Raw genomic sequence first — 17,507 nt, 5'->3', positions numbered from 1 at the left:
AGAGGCCGGGTTTCGGGCACGTACGCGTGACTGCGTACTCATGATGCGCAGCTTCGCTTTTCGCACATCATTCATCCGCAGATGCTCCCGCTCCCGAAACCCGGCCCCTCGGAACTCGCGCCGTCCTCGGGAAACTAGGCGTTGACGCCGAGATCCTCCTTGATCTTGGTGGTCGAGACGCCTTCGGTGCGGTCGAGGTAGATGACCTCGCAGTAGTCGCGCAGCACCTCGAAGCGCTCGTCGCCCTCCCAGTCACCGCCCATCACGACGGCGTCGATCTCGTACTTCTGCACGTCTCGAATCTTCTGATCCCACGCCTCCTCGGGAATCACCAGGTCGACGTAGCGCACGGCCTCGAGCATGTTCTTGCGCGTCTCGAAGTCGTGGTACGTCTTCTTGCCCTTGCCCTCGTTGAACTCTTCGGTGGAGGCGGCGACCACGAGGTAGTCGCCGAGTGCGCGCGCCCGGCGCAGGAGACGGATGTGCCCCCAGTGCAGCAGGTCGAAGGTGCCGTAGGTGAGAATGCGCTTCATGGAGCACCATCTTATGCTCCCGGAGTGCTCTGGCCGCTGAAGAGCCCTTCCGCTCGCCTTCGGCACGCTCGTGCGTGCGAGGGGCTTCTGCGGGCCTGGTCAGGGCCCGAGAAGCGGCGTATCCTGCGAATACACGCGATCCCAGCGCGGCAGAAGGGAGCGAATCATGAACGAGCAGATTCGCAGGCCGGATCACGAGTCCGATCCGGCTCACAACGTCGAGCTCGGCCAAGACTGGAGCGACGAGGGCGGGGCGACCGCCTGGGGCCCGGCAACGCACCCCACGGTTCTGCCGATCAACGATACCGACGGTGCGGGTTCCGGCGGTGCTGATTCCGGCGGTGTCGACTCCGATGGTGTCAGTGCCGAGGCTGTCGTCGAAGGCTGATCAGCCGCAGAGACTGCGAGCATCATTGAGCCCGCGAGTCTCTGGCGGGGCCGCACGTCAGGCGGCGACCCCTGCCGCGATGCGGCCATCCACGACGGTGACGAGCTCGTCGAACGCCTCGCGGTGAATCAGATCGTGCGTGACGAGCAGTGTTGCCGTGCCGCGTTCGTGAGTGAGGCGGGAGATGAGCTGCATGATCTCGGCGCCGCGCTCCTGATCCAGCGCGCTCGTCGGCTCATCGACGAGCAGCACCTCGGGATCATTGACGAGGCCGCGGGCGATCGCAACGCGCTGTCGCTGCCCACCTGAGAGCTGGTGCGGGCGCTTGTCGGCGTGCTCCGCGAGCCCGACGGCGGTGAGCAGATCGTCGACGCGATCCTCGATCTGTGCCCGCCTGCTCCGTGTGATGCCGCCACCGAGCCGGGCCATGACCTGCACCTGTTCGCGTGCGGTGAGTGCGGGCAAGAGGTTGGATTGCTGGAACACGATGCCGATGCGTTCTCGGCGCAGCGCAGTCGCCTCGTCCTTCGACAGCTGTGCCGCATCGACCGTGTCGGATCCACTGCCGATCAGTACTCCGCCCGAATCGGGGCGGATCAGGGTGGCGGCGATGGCGAGCAGGCTCGACTTGCCCGACCCTGACGCCCCGGTGATCCCGGTCACCGTGCCACGGTCGCCTCGGAGGGTGACTCGGTCGACTGCGGTGATGCGGTGATCTCCGTCGGGGAAGGTGAGGGTGACGTTCTGAAGTTCGATCATCGGTTGCTCCCGAGGGCTGTGAGAGGGTCAGAGTGGGTAACGGAACGCAGCGCGAAAGCCGCGCCTGCGAGGCCGAGAACGGCCATGATGGCGGCCGGTGCGAGCGTGGTGAGCGGACTGATCACGAAAGGCAATGCGCCACCCGCGAGAGTTCCCAGGCCGACCACCGCGAGCAAACCGACGCCGATGCCCGCTGCCAAGACGATGAGCGCTTGACCCAGGGCGTCGCGCACGAGCGACCCGGTGGTCGCTCCGAGTGCCTTGAGTACCGCGATGTCTCCGGCGCGCTGCATGGTCCAGACGGTGAAGAACGCCCCGACGACGAGTGCGGAGATCCCGAAGAGCATCGCGATCATCAACCCCAGCGACCCGATTTCCGACCGGAACGCATCCAAGGCCGACAAGCTTGCGAGCGGTGCTTCAGCGACCGTGCCGCTCGAAGCGCCGGTGGTCTCCCAGTTCGCGTCTCCGGTCACTGCGAGCACCGTGGGGTCGCCGGTGCCGCCTATGCGCTGGCTCGCATCGCTCCACGCATTCGGGGACAGTACGACGACCGGAGTGTGGCTGTACCAGAGATCCCCGCCGATCGAGGCGACCGTGAAGTCATCGCCTGTGATCGAGATCGTGTCGCCGATCGCGACGCCGAGATCGTCGGCAGCATCCGCGGAGAGACCGACCTCATCGTCAGAGCTCGGCGCGAGTTCGAACAGCGGATTCGACTCGGAGAGTGCGGCATCCTGCGGCAGACCGAACAGGGCCACGCCGGTGGGCTCGTCTCCATTGGCAGAAGCACGAGACTGGGAGATGCCGACCGACGTCACCGACCCGACTCCGTCAGTCTGCTCCCATGCTCGTACCGCGTCTGCATCGAGGGAGGAGGTCGCATAACTGGGGGTGCCGTTCTCCGGCTGCTGCAGCACGAGCCGATCACCCGGAAGATGCAGTACGGAGGAAATGTTCTGAGATGCAAGCCCTCCGGTCAGGCCCGAGAGGAAACCGACGAGCAAGGTGATCAGAGCGACGACGCACCCGATCAGCAGGAACCGGCCGCGGGCGAACCGCAGCTCTCTCCACGCGACGAACATGGTGACAACCTTCCCGTTCGTGCACTCTGCCCGAACTCGCTTTCCAGCCTCCTCTCAGCGCCTTCGGTGGGCATCGCCAGAACCGTGGGATTCGCAGTCAAACTTTCGGTTGATGGACACCGAACACGGCTCGCATAGGCTGGAAGCCTGATGTCGCACTCGACCCTTGCCCCGGTGTTCACGGGGCTCCGCCTCGGCCTGCACGCCCTCCTCATCGGGCTCACGGGCTTCGCGGTCGCGCGTGCCTTCGTCGTCTCGTCACCGTATGCGCCGTGGACGCTGGTCATCGGGGTCGCGTTCGTGGCGGTGTACCTCGCGGGCACGTGGCTCGCACGCGTACGCGCCAGTGGCCCCGGGCTCGCACGCGTCAGCGAGCCCGGGGTCGCCGGTTCTCAGCGGGGCTTCGCCATGGGCTGGGTCATCGCACTCACCCTGCTGTGGGCGGTGCTGACGTGGCTGAGCCCCGAAGGGGCGTACCTCGTCTTCCCACTGTTCTTCCTCTACCTGCACTTGTTGCCTGGCGCGGGCGGGGTGGCCGCGATCGTGGTTGCCACCCTGTTCGCGATCTGCGCCCTCGGCCTCCACTTGGGGTTCAGCGTCGGGGGAGTCCTCGGTCCGCTCGTCGGGGCCGGAGTTGCGCTGCTGATCGGCCTCGCCTATCGTGCGCTGACGCGCGAGGCCGACGAACGTGAGCGACTGCTGGAAGAGCTGATCCGCACCCGCCAACAACTCGCTGACACTGAGCGCGAGCAGGGGGCGCTCGCCGAACGTGCCCGGCTTGCCCGGGAGATTCACGACACAGTCGCCCAAGGCCTCTCCAGCATTCAGATGCTGCTGCGTGCGGCTGAGCGCGATACGCCCGAACCCGGCGCCGGTTATCTGCAGCTCGCTCGTGAGACCGCCGCTGACAGTCTCGCCGACACTCGACAAATCATCCGTGAGCTCACCCCGGCCCGTCTCGATGATGGTCTCGCGGCGGCTCTCCGCAGGCTCGGCCGTGAACAATCCGAACGGACGTCAGTGCCGGTTGAGGTGGTGGCCGAAGATCTCGACCTGCCCATGGGCACCCAAACCGCGCTATTGCGCATCGCCCAGGGGGCACTCTCAAACGCGCTTCGTCACGCGGACGCGTCTCGCATCGTCATCGAGCTGACAGAGGACGGCGATACGACAACCCTGCGCGTTCGCGATGATGGACGAGGCTTCGACGTCTCCACCGCGGTCGCGGATTCGCGCATGGCCGACTCCTTCGGCCTGCAGGCGATGCGCGAACGGGTCGAACAGCTCGACGGCGCACTCGACATCGACTCGGCACCCGCCCGGGGCACGACCGTCGTCGCACGGCTGCCGCTCGGTTCGGCCGCGGGGAGGGCGTCATGATCCGGATCCTGCTCGTCGACGACCATCCGGTCGTGCGTACCGGGCTGCGCGCCATGCTCACGGGCGAGCCCGCGCTTGAAGTCGCGGGAGAAGCGGCGACGCCCGACGAGGCGGTGACGCTCGCTGGAGAGCTGGCTCCGGAGGTCGTGCTGATGGATCTGCAGTTCGGGGGCGATCAGACCGGGGCCGATGCGACCCGTCGAATCCGAGCACTGCCGAGTCCGCCGGCCGTGCTGGTACTGACCAATTACGACACCGACGGTGACATCCTCGGTGCGGTCGAAGCGGGGGCCAGCGGCTATCTGCTCAAAGACACTCCGCCCGACGAACTCATCACTGCGATTCGTGCGGCCGCGGCGGGGGAGACCGCGCTTGCGCCCGCGATCGCGGGCCGACTGCTCGCCCGGATGCGCGCTCCGCAGCCGGTCTTGAGCGCGCGCGAGACCGAGGTGTTGAGGCTCGTGGCAGAAGGCGCGACGAACAGTGAGATCGCGGCACGGCTCTACATCAGCGACGCGACCGTGAAGTCGCATCTCGTGCACATCTACACGAAACTCGGCGTCTCCTCGCGTACTGCTGCCGTCGCCGCTGCTCGCGAGAGCGGGCTCTTGAGGTAGTGGGGGCCGTGGGCGCGGGGCGCTGCGAGCGCGGTGATGCCACTGGCCGGCCCGTATCGCTCTAGGCTGGATCGCATGAGCGAGCTCCTGTTCACCGTGCGCAAATGGGTGAAGCCCGAAGACCTGAACCAGCACGGCACGCTGTTCGGCGGTCGCCTGCTGCAGTGGGTTGACGAGGAAGCTGCGATCATCGCTGTCGCCCAGCTGGGCAGTATCGAGGTGACGACCCGTCACCTCTCCGAGCTGGATTTCCTCGCGCCCGCTGCCCGAGGCGACCTGCTCGAGCTCGAGTACCGGGTGACGGGATTCGGGCGGACCTCGGTCACGATGACTTGCCGTGTCGAGAACGCAGTGACGGGCCAGGAGATCTTGACCCTTGATCGCATCGTATTCGTGGCCCTCGATGCGAGCGGCCGACCCGCTGCGCATGGCTACACCGAAGCCACCTCGGGCACGGAACGCGTGCGGTCAGCGCGCTGATTGGCGTGCGTTGATGGGCGAACGCTGCGGTGCGGGAGCTCGGTTGCGCGGGCACCGCACCGGCACTGGACCGGGCCTCGAGTATCGACGTTTGCGGCGCGGATGCCTCACGGAGGGTCGGATGCAGAGATAATGCACCCATGACTGCTTCTGATTCCGGCACGAGCCCCAAGCTCGCCGATGGTATTCGCACCGCACTCGGCATCGGCGGTCTCATCGCCCTGGTGCTGGGCCTCCTCATCATGTTCTTCCCCGAGAAGTCTGGGGCAGTCGCGATGCAGTTCGTCGCGATCGCCATGGCGGCGTACGCGCTCGTCGTCGGCGCTGTCTACCTGGGCAGTGCGGTCTTCGGCACCTCCCGACAGGGATGGGCCCGCACCGGCCACATACTGCTCGGCCTCCTCTACGTGGTCGGCGGCATCGTCGTCTTCGCAAACCTGGGAGCGGCCGCCGCGGTGCTCGCGGTCTTCCTCTCGGTGACGATCGGCATGCTGTGGCTCTTCGAGGGCGTCATGTCGATCAGCCTCGTCAAGCAGACCACACGGAAGGGGTGGACGATCTTCTACGGCCTCGTCAGCCTCGTCGCCGGTATCGTGCTGATCGCCTCGCCGATCCTGGGGGCAGTAACGCTCTGGCTGCTGCTCGGCATCTCGATGGTCGTGCTCGGTCTCGTGCAAGTGGTGCGCGCCTTCTCGCTCAGGCGCGAGTAAGGGAGGATCGGGCGGCGGCCCGCCTTCTGAGCGCACGCGGCCCGCTTGCTTCCCGCGCGCCTAGCGCATGTTCCCGTCTACCGCATGTTTTCGAGCCGCTCCGCGGTGATGGACTCGTCGGTCACGGCGAGGGTGACGTACTTGCGCAGCATCACCAGTGAGTCGGGCGAGCCCTTATCGAGTTCGGCCGCCACGAAGCGATCCGAGGCGATGAGGGCGAGTGCCTCGCGGGCGGGCATCACGACGCCGCGCACATCGTCGGGATTCGTGGATCCCGCTGCCGCGCGCAGCCCTTCCATCGAGGTGAAGAGCGGCAGCACGAGCTGCCCCTTCGTCGAACGGATCGTGCGTACCCGAGGGCCTTTGCCGCGCTGCCTCTGCCGCTTCGCGGAGGTGCCGGTGACGTCGGCGATGAGGTAGCCCTCTCGCAGCGCATTCAGCAGTGCCGCGAGACGCTCGTAGTCGGGTGCGCTCTGCAGCTCGTGCAGTGCCGTCTGCACGGCGGTGTTCGCGTAGTCGGCGGAAACGTCGTCGGGAATCTCGTGCGCTGCCATGCGTTCCAGCCTAGAGGTCGACCGACCGCGCGCGGACCTTGCCGGCTCCTCGGGTCAGTCGTCGATGACGCCGCGCGCGTGCAGGGCCTCACCGGTGTGTTGCGCGTGCGCGACCGTGCGCAGCGCCATGGGCACCAGGTAGGCGCGTGGGCTGCGCTCGAGCCCGCGCGCTCGCGCAGCATCGCGGGTCTCTCGGGCAACGCCGAGCAGCGTCGGAATCGTGCGGAGCACGAGGGAGAACGCGAGGGCCACACGCTCGGGCTTCGCCCCGAAGCGGCGGAATGGGCCGAGCGCCCAGGTGATGGTCTCGACGGTATCGTCGGCCGCGGTCGAGGCGGTCACGGCGCTCGCCAACAGGAGCAGCCCGAACAGCGTACCCACGACTGCGAGGCCGTGCTCCCAGCCGTTCTGCCACCACTGGAACGCGAACAGGATCACGGCAACGATCGCGAACCGGCGCGTCAGACGCCAGAGTTCGCGCGGACGCAGCCCGGCCAGAAGCGCGAGCGAGACACCGATGGCGAGCACGATGAGCGCGCTCGGCACCGAGCGGAAGATGATCGAGAGTGTTGCGATCCCGAACAGACCCAGCAGCTTCGCCCCCGGGCGCAGCCGATGCAACGGCGAGGTGCCCGGCAGGTAGGCGCCGAGCGGCGAGAACGTCATGGGGTGCCGTTCTGCGACACGGGAGCCTCATCGGTTCCCTGCCCGGGGTACTGCGCCGCGGCCCGGTAGAAGTCGATTGCGGCGCTCGGGTCTCCGTCAAACACCACGCGCGCGTCGTCGACCACCAGCGTGCGCTCGGCCCGCGCCGCGAGGTCGAGGTCATGCGTCACGACGATGACCTGCTGCGGCAGGCTCATGAGCAGATCGCCGATCATGCGGCTGTTCCACAGGTCGAGCAGGGTCGTGGGCTCATCGGCGACCAGGATCGCAGGATCGGCCGCGAGCACGCTCGCAATGGCGAGGAGCTGTCGCTGCCCGCCCGAGAGCGTGTGTACGGATCGCTCGGCGAGCTCTGCGATCCCGAACCTCTCGAGCACATCGAGTGCGGCACGCTGCCGATCGGGCTTCTTTCGGTGCGTGCGCCGCAGCGACAGCGCGACATCTTCCGCAACCGTGGGCATGACGAGCTGGGCGCTCGGGTCGGTGAAGACGAATCCCACCTGGCGGCGCACGGCCGCGCCCTGAGCCCGGGTGTCGAGCCATGCCGTGTCGGCCGCACCCGTCGCTTCGTCCGCCCGCATGCGCACCCGCACGTCGCCCGTCACCGGCTCCACCAGGCCGTTGAGCATTCGGGCGAGCGTTGACTTCCCCGAGCCGTTCGCTCCGATGATCGAGATGCGATGCTCGGCGAGCGCGAGCGACGTCGGATGCAAGATGACGGTCTCGCCCTCGGCGGTGGGCGCGGCCGCGCAGGCCTCTCGCAGTTCGATCATGCTGGAATCCTTACACCTGGGCGCCCACGCCCGCCACCGCTCGGCGGCGCGGCAGCAGTGCGGGGAAGGCGCGGTGCACGGCCGATGCGACGATCGCGGCGAGTACCGCCTTCACGATGTCGCCGGGCACGAAGATGAGATCGGCGACTACTGCGGGGCCGAATCCCATGCCGCCGAGCAGGGCGAGACCCACGATGCCGAGGGCGTGGTTGACCACCACGCCGACGAGGGCGGCGAGGAAGATGAACAGCGTCGTGATGCCGATGTTGCGGCGCGGGATGCGCTCGACGATGAGTCCGGTCGCGGCGGCTGCGAAGGGGAACGACACGAGGTAGCCGGCGGTGGCGCCGGCAAACGGTGCGAGACCGGCGGCGCCGCCCGCGAAGACCGGGAGGCCGATAGCGCCGACCGCCAAGTAGAGCAGGGCGGCGAGGAAGCCGCGGCGAGCACCGAGCACGGCGCCGGTGAGCAGGATCGCGAGGGTCTGCAGGGTGAAGGGCACCGGCCCGGCGACGGTGATGGCGGGCAGGATCGCGCAGACCGCGATGAACGCGGCGAATACCGCGATGAGCGCGATATCTACCGCAGGGTTGCTGCGCGACTTGCCGCGCGAGGCGTCTTGCGGTGTGCTGCCCGGTTCGTGGGCGGAGCTCTGCTGGGTCTGGCTGGTCATGATTTCTCCGTTGCGGTCGGGTGCGGAAAGTCGAAGTAGAGGTCGTGATGCAGAAGGCAGCCGGGATTGAACTGTGCATCGCAGTCCGGGCAGACGGTGGCTGTCAGGTAGTCATCGATGCTCAAGAGATGCCGGCATACTCCGCAGAGCACGGCACGCGCGGCGCGATCCTGCGCAGCCCACCGCGTCGCCGGATGCTCGGCCGCCTCGTGGCATGCGAAGCACGGATAGAAATCACCGCAGCACTTGAACTGCAGGGCGATCACATCGGATTCGCTGCTGTAGTGGATGCATCGAGTCTGCTCATCGATCGTGGCGCCGAGCACACGGGGGCCGTGCCCACGCGGGTCGATCGATGCGGTCACGGTTCCTCCGATCTGCGGATGGGGATCAGGCCGGCCTCCGGCCACCTGAACAGTGTTCTGGTGAACGGTGTTCAGGTTAGCGCTAGGATCGGATCATGCGCAATTCTCGCTCCGACGTCGTCGCCGCAGCGTTGCGAGTGCTCGACGAGCACGGGCTGGAATTCTGTTCGATGCGCCGCGTCGCCGCGGAGCTCGAAGTGCAGCCCAGCGCGCTCTACCATCACGTGCCCAACAAGCAAGAGCTGCTCGCGCTCATGGCCGACGAGATCACGCGTCCGGTGTTGTCGGTCGTGGGTGCTGACGGAGCGGAGCGCGCTCACGAATTGGCGGGCGCCGAGTCGGCGGATCGCGCGACTGCGGCGCGGGAGCTCTGCCGTGCGCTACGCAACGCGATGCTCGCCGTGCGCGACGGTGCCGATGTGGTGGCGACCGCGTCGGCCTACCGCCTCGGGGCCTCGCAGGTCGAGACCGAGCTTGCGGCGCTCGTCGGAGTCGAGGGAGCCCGCACCCTGCTGCTCTTCACCTTCGGACACGCGCAGTCGACCCAGACCCAGCGGCAGGCGATCGAGTTCGGGGCGCTCGTAGGGGGCGCAGTCGCGGCGGGTGCTGCTGCAGAAGGCGAAGAGACGGATCGTCTCGAAGCCTCCTACGAGCGCGGGCTCGGCATCATCCTCGCCGGTCTTGCCAGCTTGGCAGCGGGCTGACGAGCTGAACATTGCGCACTGGGCACCTTGCGTCGAAATTGCACGGTGCCCGGCTGAAATTCGCATCAGATCTGCAGGCTCTGGCATGAGTGGCCGAGACGCCCCACAGTGGCGGGAATATGCGCGAAATCATGCGCGTGCACGAGCACCCAGGCGGGCCGCGCCGCCACTGTCGCCGTCGACGATTGATATATGACCAGATCAAGGGCCTTGCACCGCTGACGTACCCCTCGTACGGTGGAAGCACCGCAGGAGCCCAAAGGAGGGCACCGCAGCCCCGCTCGGCGGTGGAAATACGTGTGAATGGAGACCAGGCATGGCTGGCAACAGAGTCGTCGTATACGCAGGTCCGGGCGAAGTGAAGATTGAGAGCTTCGACTACCCCAAGCTCGAGATTCCCAAGGAAGTCGCCGATGGGCTCGGCATTAAACAGGCAGCACCGCACGCCGTGATCCTGAAGCTGGTGACCACGAACATCTGCGGCAGCGACCAGCACATGGTGCGTGGACGTACCACCGCGCCGGTCGGGCAGACGCTCGGTCACGAGATCACGGGCGAGGTCGTCGAGGTCGGCGATGACGTCCTCTTCCACAAGGAGGGCGATATCTGCTCGGTGCCCTTTAACATCGCATGCGGCCGCTGCCGCATGTGCAATGAGGGCAAGACCGGCATCTGCCTGAACGTGAACCCTGCCCGCGCCGGAGCCGCGTACGGCTACGTCGACATGGGCGGCTGGCTCGGCGGCCAGGCGGAGTACGTGATGATCCCCTACGCCGACTTCAACCTCTTGAAGTTCCCGGATCGCGACGCCGCACTCGAGAAGATCCTCGACCTCACGATGCTCTCCGACATCTTCCCGACCGGCTACCACGGAGCGGTATCCGCAGGAGTCACCACCGGCTCCACGGTCTACGTTGCCGGTGCAGGCCCGGTCGGCCTCGCGGCCGCGTACTCGGCTCAGTTGCTCGGCGCCGCGCACGTCATCGTGGGTGACATGAACGCCGACCGGCTCGCGCAGGCGGCCAGCTTCGGTTGCTCGACGGCCGACCTGTCGAAGGGTGACAGTCTCACCGACATCATCGCCGACCTGGTAGGCGAGCCCGAGGTCGATGCCGCAGTCGACGCCGTCGGTTTCGAAGCGCGCGGCCACGGTCACGGTGCAGGCGAGGCCCCGGCGACCGTGCTCAACGACATCATGAATGTCGCGCGCGCGGGTGCGTCACTCGGAATTCCGGGCCTGTACGTCACGGGTGACCCCGGCGCCGTCGATGAGGCCGCCAAGCACGGTCAGATCGGCGTGCGACTCGGCCTGGGCTGGGCGAAGTCGCACCAGTTCGTCACCGGTCAGTGCCCCGTGAAGCAGTACAACCGGCAGCTGATGAACCTGATCCTCGCTGATCGGGCCCACATCGCCAAGGCGGTCAATGCGGCGACGATCAGCCTCGACGAGGCGCCGCAGGGTTACGCCCAGTTCGACAAGGGTGCGGCGACGAAGTTCGTCATCGATCCTCACGGGATGGTGAAGTCCTAACCAACACCTCGGATCCGCGTCGGCGGAACCCGAGAAAAGATGGCTTGGGTGCTCTATGCGTTTGGATAGAGCACCCAAGCCATCTTTGCTGTGTCGCGGGAGCCCGACTCGGGCGCCTCGGAGTTCTGGGCGGGGTTCCGGTCGACTGCTGAGCCGAGCCGGCACTTCGACTGACGCAGATGATGATCATCAACCGGCCATGAGCTACATTTGCGTCAGTTGAATGCGCATCCGACCGGCACCGGCGGACGCGACACTGAGAACGCGAAGGAGACTATGATGCCCAAACTCGCCACACCCGCGCTCGGAGCCTGGGTGACGCTCGGCTCGACCATCGCGGTCGAGCAGCTCGCGAGACAGGGCTTCGACTACGTGTGCGTCGACGGTCAGCACGGCCTGCTCGATTACGGAGAGACTCGTGACGCCCTTGTCGCGATCACCGCCGCGGGCGGGCCGGTCCCGTTCGTGCGAGTCTCCGAGAACAACGCGGCCGAGATCGGGCGGATGCTCGACGCCGGTGCGCAGGGCATCATCGTGCCGCTCATCGAATCCGTGGCCGACGCGGAGGCCGCGGCGCGGGCCATGCGCTATCCAGTGTCAGGCGGCGGGCGCTCCTGGGGGCCATTCCGCGACGGCACGCACTTCGCGGGAAGCCCGGCCGAAACCGATGCCGGAGTGACGCTGCTCGTCATGATCGAAACCGTCGGCGCGCTCGATGACGTCGAGGCGATCCTCGACGTTCCGGGCGTCGACGGTGTCTACGTCGGTCCTTACGATCTTTCGCTGGCCCTCGGCGCGCGGGTGCCGTTCGAAGATGCGATCCTGCCCCGACTCGAAGACGCGCTCGCCCGCGTGCGCGATGCTGCGCTCGAGCGCGGCAAGGTGGTCGGCATCCACTGCGCCGACGGGGAGCAGGCGCGGGCGCGCGTCGAGCAGGGCTTCACGCTGGCGACCGCTGCGACCGATATCTCAGTGCTGTGCGGGGGCATGCGGGAGCAGCTCGAGGCCGCCCGCGGCTGAGCCGTGAGACGACGCTCCCTAGACTGGCGGCATGTGCGCAGTATTCGGTCTGGGCGGTGGCGCGGTAGGCAGCCTGCCCGAGAGCCTCGGAGCCCTCGATGAAGAAGATCACCGATCGCTGCTGCACGACTGGATCGGCGAGCGCGGCGGCCGGGCCGAGGTCACGAAGTGGCATCCGGATCACCTCAACCCGGTGATTCTCGGAGGGGCGAACGGTCGTCGCGAGCTGGTGCTCGGGTACTGGTGGATCTGGCCCAACGCGTCGGGCCCGGCCGAGTTCGATGCGTTCAACAGCAGGGTGGATCGGCTCGCGCTCTCGCCGGCCTGGCGAGGGCCGTTCCAGCGCCGCGCGCTGTCTCCAGCATCCTGGTATCGCGAGAAGGGTCGAGATTTCGAGCTCCCCGGCGGCGAGGCGTTCGGCATCGCGACGATCACGCGTACGGTCCCGATACCGGGCGGTGCACAGCTCGTCACCTACTCGCTCGTCACCCGGCATGCGGTCGGCGAGGCAGCGGACACCTGGCATCGGATGCCGCTGATCCTGCCCCGCGACGCGCATGACCGCTGGCTCGACCCCGCCCAGACCGGTGATGAGGAGTTGGCCGAGTGGGCGCTGCGCGAGTCGGAGGGCATCTCGCAGGCGATGACGAGGGTGACCGATGACATGCTGTTCTGATGCGGCGGAAGCCCCTGGTCGTCGAGAGGCCCAGCATGTATCGTGGCGGCTCAGGATCCCGACGAAAGGACAGGGGGGCGCCTGCCGGGCGCGGAACACTATGAGCACCATCGAGATCACCAAAGACAACCTCGAAACCACTCTCGAGAACAACGACATCGTCGTGCTCGACTTCTGGGCGGAGTGGTGCGGCCCCTGCCGAGCGTTCGGGCCGGTCTTCGAGAAGGCATCTGAGAAGCACGACGACCTGGTGTTCGGCAAGATCGACACCGAGGCGCAGCAGGAGCTCGCCGCGATGTTCCGGATCTCGTCGATCCCGACGCTCATGGCGTTCCGCGATGGGATCGGCGTGTTCGCGCAAGCCGGAGCCCTGCCCGAGGCTTCGCTCGAGCAGCTGATCACCGGAATCCGCGGGCTCGACATGGATGAGGTGCGCAAGCAGGTTGCCGAGCAGCAGTCGGGCGGCCAGCAGTCGGAGGCGCAGCCGGCCGAGTAAGCGGCAGGGCACGCGGACTGCGTTCGCGTGCCAGCGGGCTGTGATAGAACAGAGGCAGTGACACGGGGTGCCGCAACCGGCGGCTGAGACCACACCCGTCGAACCTGATCCAGTTAGCACTGGCGAAGGGATGTCCTGTATGTTCGCGATGCCTGCGCAGCCTCGGCGCGCGCTCTCACCCCGCACCACGGGGCGATCGATCTGGGTACCCTTCGCCGCCGAACCGAAGGAAGCCCGACGATGACCGCCCAGAACACGACCGCCGAGACGCCAGCACCCGCCTACGCCGCACCCACGTGCACCGACGCTCCTTCTGAGAGCGCCCTCCCGATCAACCGCCAGCTGGTGCTGGTCACTGGCGGGGCCCGCGGGCTGGGGGCCGCGATCAGTGAGGCCTTCCTCGGGGCCGGCGCGAGCGTCATCGTCAACTACCTGCGCTCGGAGACGGCCGCGCAGCAGCTCGTCGAACGCTTCCCCGAGCGGGCAGTCGCGCTCGCCGCAGACGTGCGGGATCCTCAGCAGGTCCGTGACCTCGTCGCTCGCGGCACCGCGCACTTCGGGCGACCCGTGACAACGCTGGTGAACAACGCGCTCATCGACTTCTCCTTCAACGGAGACGGCCGACCGAAGGCCGACGAGATTGCGGCGGAGGAACTCGCGGCGCAGTTCGTCGGCTCCGTGCAGGCGCCGGTGGCGCTCATCCAGACGGTGCTCGACGGCATGCGCGAGCACGGCTTCGGACGCATCGTGAATATCGGCACGAACCTCTTCCAGCACCCCGTGGTTCCGTACCACGATTACACCGCTGCGAAGGCCGCGCTGCTGTCGATCACGCGAACGTTCGCCGACGACCTCGGTCAGTTCGGCGTCAACGTCAATATGGTGTCGGGTGGTCTGCTGCGCACAACCGACGCTTCGGCTGCGACGCCTGAGGCGGTGTTCGACGCGATTGCGGCGGGCACTCCGCTGCGGCGCGTGACGACCCCCGCCGAGCTCGCCGACACCGTGCTGTTCCTCGCGTCGCCGTGGGCGCGCGGAGTCACGGGTCAGAATCTCATTGTCGACGGGGGTCTGGTCAAGGGGTGAGGCCGTCGCCGTGCCAGAGACCGGCGAAGTGGTGGATCGGCCCATGGCCCGATCCGACCTCAAGTTCGTCTGCGGCGGCGAGGCTCTGCGTGAGCCACGCCTTCGCCTCTCGCACGGCGGCCTCCCACTCCCCATGACGGGCGACCCGCGTCGCGATCGCTGAGGAGAGCGAGCAGCCGGTGCCGTGAGTGTTGCGCGTGCGAACGCGCTGCCCCGAGACCTCGACGATTCCCCCGTCAGGGGCGACAAGTGCGTCGACGGCCTGCTCATGCCGGGGGGCCGAAGCGTTCGCTCGGTGAGATTCGGGATCGCGCACGAGATGGCCGCCCTTCGCGAGCACGCGGACGCCGGTCTCCTGTGCGAGGCGACGGGCCTGGTCGAGTGCGACCGCCCAGTCGGGGGCGACATCCTCACCCAGCAGCACACCGAGTTCGGCAAGGTTCGGGGTGATGAGGTCTGCCTGTGCGACCAGCCGGAGGAGCGCGTCTTCTGCAGCGGTGTCGAGCAGGCGATCCCCACTCGTCGCCACCATGACCGGATCGAGCACGACATGCGGCACCGGGGTGCGCCGCAGCCACGCGGCCACGGCGCCGATGACCTCCGCATTCGCGAGCATGCCGATCTTCACCGCGTCGATGGTCACGTCGGCCGAGACGGAGTCCAACTGCGCGGTGAGCGATGACGCGGGCGGCACGAACACGCCCTGCACGCCGAGGGTGTTCTGGGCGGTCAGGGCGGTGATCGCCGCCATCCCATACCCGCCGTTCGCGGCGATCGCCTTGAGGTCTGCTTGAATTCCCGCCCCACCGCTGGGGTCGCTGCCCGCGATGGAGAGTACACGCGCGACCGTCATGAGGCCTGCTCCCACTCCAAGCGCAGCGCGCGTGCCGAGGCCGCGGGATCCTCAGCCGAACACAACGCCGACACGACGGCGATGCCCGCCGCCCCGCCCCGGCGCAGGGCCGCGATGTCTGAGGTGCGCAGGCCGCCGATCGCGACGCAGGGTAGCGGTGTGCCGCCCGCGAGACGCGCGAACCCCTCGACTCCGAGTGCCGGGGGATGATCGGGCTTGGTCGAAGTCGGCCGAATCACGCCGATGCCGAGGTAGTCGACGGTGCCAGAGGGGAGACGGTGCACCGCGTCGAGATGCTCGGCGGTGTTCGCCGTGAGACCCACGATGGCGTCTGGCCCGAGTACTGCACGGGCCTCGAGCGCGGCCGCATCGCCCTGACCGAGGTGGATTCCGTCGAGCGCCAGCCCCCGCTCTCGGGCGGCGACCGCGACATCGAGGCGGTCGTTGATGACCAGTCGGGCGCGCCCGTCGACAGCGTCCGCGAGCTCCTCAAGCTGCCGCAGCTGGGCCGCTCCATCCGCGAGCTTGTCGCGGAGCTGCACGATCGTCGCCCCGCCATCGACCGCGCGCCGCACGGTTTCGGTCACACCGCGCTCGCCGCATAGGCCGGCATCCGTGACGAAGTACAGGCCGAGGTTCATCGCGTGAATTCCTCGGCGGCCACGGGACCGGGTGACGACGGTGACGAGGATCCCTCGGCGCCTTCCACCCGCACGCGCGCCGCGACCGCCACCTCTGCCGGAGTGACCGAAGCGAGCGCATCGAGGAAGCGTACGGCGAAGATACCCGGACCGTCAGCGCCTGCTGCGGCGTGCTCGGCGGCGATGCCGTAGACGACGTGCGCCGCGGCGACGGCCAGGAGCTCTGAGAGTTCGCCGCGCACGCCGGGTGCGAGGAATGCCGCGATCACCGAGCCGAGTGCGCAGCCGCCGCCCGTCACCCGGGTGAGCAGCACGTCGCCGTTTGCGACGCGGATCACGGAGTTGCCGTCAGTGATGAGGTCCTCCGGCCCCGAGACCGCGACGATGCCCGTGGACCGACGAGCCAGGCTGAGCGCAGCGGACGCCGCCGCCTCGGGCGAGTCTGCGGAGTCGACGCCGCGGCCGCCGGATCCCGCCCCCGCGAGGGCCAGAATCTCTGACGCGTTCCCTCGGATCGCTGCGGGCCCGGCGGCGAGCATCTCTGCGGCGAGGGCGGTGCGGATCGGCAAGACACCGATGGCGACCGGATCGAGCACCCAGGGCGTGCCGGCGTCGCCCGCCCCGGCAACCGCCTCGCGCGCGGCATCGCGCTGCTCGGGGGAGGGCGTGCCGAGGTTCACCAAGAGGGCGTCGGCCACGGTGGCAAACATGCCGGACTCGCCGACGATGTCGACCATCGCGGGCGCCGCGCCGATGGCGAGCAGCGCGTTCGCGGTGAAGCCGGTCACCACGTTGTTGGTGATGCTGTGCACCAGCGGCGAGCGGGAGCGCAGCGCCGCAAGGAGCGAGCCCGCGGCCTCGGCGACTCGATTCGCCTCGAGCTGAGTCGCATCGCTTGCTGGCGCGGGTGGGCAGGGTTGTGTGTTCATGCTGACATTCCTTCGCTAGTCCGAACTAGATCAGGTTCGACGGGTGTGATCTCAGCTGCGGACCATCCGCAGCACCCCGTGTCACTCACGACACAGCATAGTTGCCTCAGGCAGCTGTTCTTTCTGGGGCCATGACGGAATATGACAGCGCCACCCCCGGCATTCGTGAAATTTCAGTTAAAGAACCAGAAAGGCCGTGATCTGGGGTTTTCGACACGATTCTTGTCGTTGAGGCGAATTTTCGACACCTGGGGTCTCCCGCTCTCGCGCACAGATGCCTACTATGGACGACGGAGCTCACGGCTCTTCGGCGCGTTACAGGGCAGTGCGTGCCGTTATTCGGGAGGTATTTGAGGATATGGTCTTCAGTTTTGGTACGAAAACTTCTCCGATTCCGTTGTCGGGAGGTGTGCAGGTTGCTGGGCTCGGGAAGAGTTATGGCGATCATCGGGTCCTCTCGGGTGTGGATCTCGCGATGGACGAGGGTGAGGTCGTGTCGATCATTGGTCCGTCGGGTGGTGGGAAGAGCACGTTTTTGCGGTGTTTGAACTATCTCGAGGTGCCTACTGAGGGCACGATCACGATTGG

At 67.5% G+C, this 17,507-nt stretch carries 23 protein-coding genes and 2 riboswitches; of the genes, 12 read left to right on the top strand and 11 right to left on the bottom strand.

Annotated elements, in window-relative coordinates:
- Positions 1-134 precede the first annotated feature (134 nt).
- Positions 135-533 carry a glycerol-3-phosphate cytidylyltransferase gene (gene tagD, locus ACUYV6_RS11410; RefSeq protein ID WP_449278801.1) on the bottom strand — a complete coding sequence of 133 codons (399 nt, stop codon included), beginning with the start codon at positions 531-533 and terminating at the stop codon, positions 135-137.
- Between the two features lie 166 nt (positions 534-699).
- Here tagD and ACUYV6_RS11405 point away from each other — a divergent pair, with 166 nt between their 5' ends.
- Positions 700-921, top strand: coding sequence for a hypothetical protein (locus ACUYV6_RS11405; protein ID WP_449278800.1), 222 nt, complete (start codon positions 700-702; stop codon positions 919-921).
- Between the two features lie 57 nt (positions 922-978).
- On the opposite strand, the gene ACUYV6_RS11400 is transcribed toward ACUYV6_RS11405, so the two are convergent.
- On the bottom strand, positions 979-1,680 hold the full coding sequence (locus tag ACUYV6_RS11400) for an ABC transporter ATP-binding protein (RefSeq protein ID WP_449278799.1): 702 nt from the start codon (positions 1,678-1,680) through the stop codon (positions 979-981).
- On the bottom strand, positions 1,677-2,765 hold the full coding sequence (locus ACUYV6_RS11395; RefSeq protein ID WP_449278798.1) for an ABC transporter permease: 1,089 nt from the start codon (positions 2,763-2,765) through the stop codon (positions 1,677-1,679). Before ACUYV6_RS11395 ends, ACUYV6_RS11400 begins: the two co-directional genes overlap by 4 nt.
- 150 nt (positions 2,766-2,915) lie before the next feature.
- Between ACUYV6_RS11395 and ACUYV6_RS11390 the strand changes: the two genes are divergently transcribed.
- The 4 genes from ACUYV6_RS11390 (at position 2,916) to ACUYV6_RS11375 (ending at position 5,952) form a co-directional block, all read left to right on the top strand.
- On the top strand, positions 2,916-4,145 hold the full coding sequence (locus ACUYV6_RS11390; RefSeq protein WP_449278797.1) for a histidine kinase: 1,230 nt from the start codon (positions 2,916-2,918) through the stop codon (positions 4,143-4,145).
- Complete coding sequence (locus ACUYV6_RS11385) at positions 4,142-4,762, top strand: response regulator (protein ID WP_449278796.1); 621 nt, start codon at positions 4,142-4,144, stop codon at positions 4,760-4,762. The genes ACUYV6_RS11390 and ACUYV6_RS11385 overlap by 4 nt, the downstream gene beginning before the upstream one ends.
- A 75-nt stretch (positions 4,763-4,837) precedes the next feature.
- Positions 4,838-5,242: an acyl-CoA thioesterase gene (locus ACUYV6_RS11380; RefSeq protein WP_449278795.1), complete on the top strand. Its 405-nt coding sequence runs from the start codon at positions 4,838-4,840 to the stop codon at positions 5,240-5,242.
- 140 nt (positions 5,243-5,382) lie between these two features.
- Positions 5,383-5,952, top strand: coding sequence for an HdeD family acid-resistance protein (locus tag ACUYV6_RS11375; protein WP_449278794.1), 570 nt, complete (start codon positions 5,383-5,385; stop codon positions 5,950-5,952).
- 77 nt (positions 5,953-6,029) lie between these two features.
- Here the strand turns inward: ACUYV6_RS11375 and ACUYV6_RS11370 are convergent, their stop codons facing one another.
- The 5 genes from ACUYV6_RS11370 to ACUYV6_RS11350 are packed head-to-tail and all read right to left on the bottom strand — an operon-like array spanning position 6,030 to position 8,983.
- On the bottom strand, positions 6,030-6,506 hold the full coding sequence (locus tag ACUYV6_RS11370; protein WP_449278793.1) for an SseB family protein: 477 nt from the start codon (positions 6,504-6,506) through the stop codon (positions 6,030-6,032).
- Positions 6,507-6,560: 54 nt separating this feature from the next.
- On the bottom strand, positions 6,561-7,172 hold the full coding sequence (locus tag ACUYV6_RS11365) for an energy-coupling factor transporter transmembrane component T family protein (RefSeq protein ID WP_449278792.1): 612 nt from the start codon (positions 7,170-7,172) through the stop codon (positions 6,561-6,563).
- Positions 7,169-7,945 carry an energy-coupling factor ABC transporter ATP-binding protein gene (locus tag ACUYV6_RS11360; RefSeq protein WP_449278791.1) on the bottom strand — a complete coding sequence of 259 codons (777 nt, stop codon included), beginning with the start codon at positions 7,943-7,945 and terminating at the stop codon, positions 7,169-7,171. The genes ACUYV6_RS11365 and ACUYV6_RS11360 overlap by 4 nt, the downstream gene beginning before the upstream one ends.
- A gap of 10 nt (positions 7,946-7,955) precedes the next feature.
- A complete protein-coding gene (locus ACUYV6_RS11355) occupies positions 7,956-8,618 on the bottom strand; it encodes a biotin transporter BioY (protein ID WP_449278790.1) in 663 nt (220 codons plus the stop codon).
- A complete protein-coding gene (locus ACUYV6_RS11350) occupies positions 8,615-8,983 on the bottom strand; it encodes a CHY zinc finger protein (RefSeq protein WP_449278789.1) in 369 nt (122 codons plus the stop codon). The genes ACUYV6_RS11355 and ACUYV6_RS11350 overlap by 4 nt, the downstream gene beginning before the upstream one ends.
- 95 nt (positions 8,984-9,078) lie before the next feature.
- Between ACUYV6_RS11350 and ACUYV6_RS11345 the strand changes: the two genes are divergently transcribed.
- The 6 genes from ACUYV6_RS11345 (at position 9,079) to ACUYV6_RS11320 (ending at position 14,496) form a co-directional block, all read left to right on the top strand.
- Entirely contained in the window at positions 9,079-9,687 is a 609-nt protein-coding gene (locus tag ACUYV6_RS11345; RefSeq protein ID WP_449278788.1) for a TetR family transcriptional regulator, read from the top strand.
- Between the two features lie 316 nt (positions 9,688-10,003).
- Positions 10,004-11,218: a formaldehyde dehydrogenase, glutathione-independent gene (gene fdhA, locus ACUYV6_RS11340; protein WP_449278787.1), complete on the top strand. Its 1,215-nt coding sequence runs from the start codon at positions 10,004-10,006 to the stop codon at positions 11,216-11,218.
- Between the two features lie 279 nt (positions 11,219-11,497).
- Positions 11,498-12,238, top strand: coding sequence for an HpcH/HpaI aldolase family protein (locus ACUYV6_RS11335; protein WP_449278786.1), 741 nt, complete (start codon positions 11,498-11,500; stop codon positions 12,236-12,238).
- 31 nt (positions 12,239-12,269) lie between these two features.
- Positions 12,270-12,914, top strand: coding sequence for an SOS response-associated peptidase family protein (locus ACUYV6_RS11330; protein ID WP_449278785.1), 645 nt, complete (start codon positions 12,270-12,272; stop codon positions 12,912-12,914).
- 100 nt (positions 12,915-13,014) lie between these two features.
- The gene (trxA, locus tag ACUYV6_RS11325) at positions 13,015-13,410 is read left to right on the top strand and encodes a thioredoxin (protein ID WP_449278784.1); all 396 of its coding nucleotides are present in this window, start codon (positions 13,015-13,017) and stop codon (positions 13,408-13,410) included.
- 53 nt (positions 13,411-13,463) lie between these two features.
- Positions 13,464-13,558: riboswitch (TPP riboswitch) on the top strand.
- A 92-nt stretch (positions 13,559-13,650) separates the two neighbouring features.
- Positions 13,651-14,496 (top strand): 3-oxoacyl-ACP reductase, encoded by an 846-nt coding sequence (locus ACUYV6_RS11320; protein WP_449278783.1) that lies wholly within the window; start codon positions 13,651-13,653, stop codon positions 14,494-14,496.
- On the opposite strand, the gene thiD is transcribed toward ACUYV6_RS11320, so the two are convergent.
- From thiD to thiM, 3 genes are all read right to left on the bottom strand, one after another.
- On the bottom strand, positions 14,486-15,349 hold the full coding sequence (thiD, locus tag ACUYV6_RS11315; RefSeq protein ID WP_449278782.1) for a bifunctional hydroxymethylpyrimidine kinase/phosphomethylpyrimidine kinase: 864 nt from the start codon (positions 15,347-15,349) through the stop codon (positions 14,486-14,488). The genes ACUYV6_RS11320 and thiD overlap by 11 nt on opposite strands.
- A complete protein-coding gene (gene thiE / locus ACUYV6_RS11310; protein WP_449278781.1) occupies positions 15,346-15,990 on the bottom strand; it encodes a thiamine phosphate synthase in 645 nt (214 codons plus the stop codon). The genes thiD and thiE overlap by 4 nt, the downstream gene beginning before the upstream one ends.
- On the bottom strand, positions 15,987-16,919 hold the full coding sequence (gene thiM, locus ACUYV6_RS11305) for a hydroxyethylthiazole kinase (RefSeq protein ID WP_449278780.1): 933 nt from the start codon (positions 16,917-16,919) through the stop codon (positions 15,987-15,989). Before thiM ends, thiE begins: the two co-directional genes overlap by 4 nt.
- A riboswitch (TPP riboswitch) is annotated at positions 16,910-17,008 on the bottom strand. (Overlaps the previous gene by 10 nt.)
- Before the next feature lie 185 nt (positions 17,009-17,193).
- On the opposite strand from thiM, the gene ACUYV6_RS11300 reads away from it, so the two are divergent.
- Positions 17,194-17,507: ATP-binding cassette domain-containing protein (locus ACUYV6_RS11300; RefSeq protein ID WP_449278779.1), on the top strand; the 314-nt coding region annotated here is incomplete at its 3' end.

It is taken from the genome of Leucobacter sp. GX24907, assembly GCF_053567335.1.
This window is presented reverse-complemented; position numbering and strand designations above follow the sequence as displayed.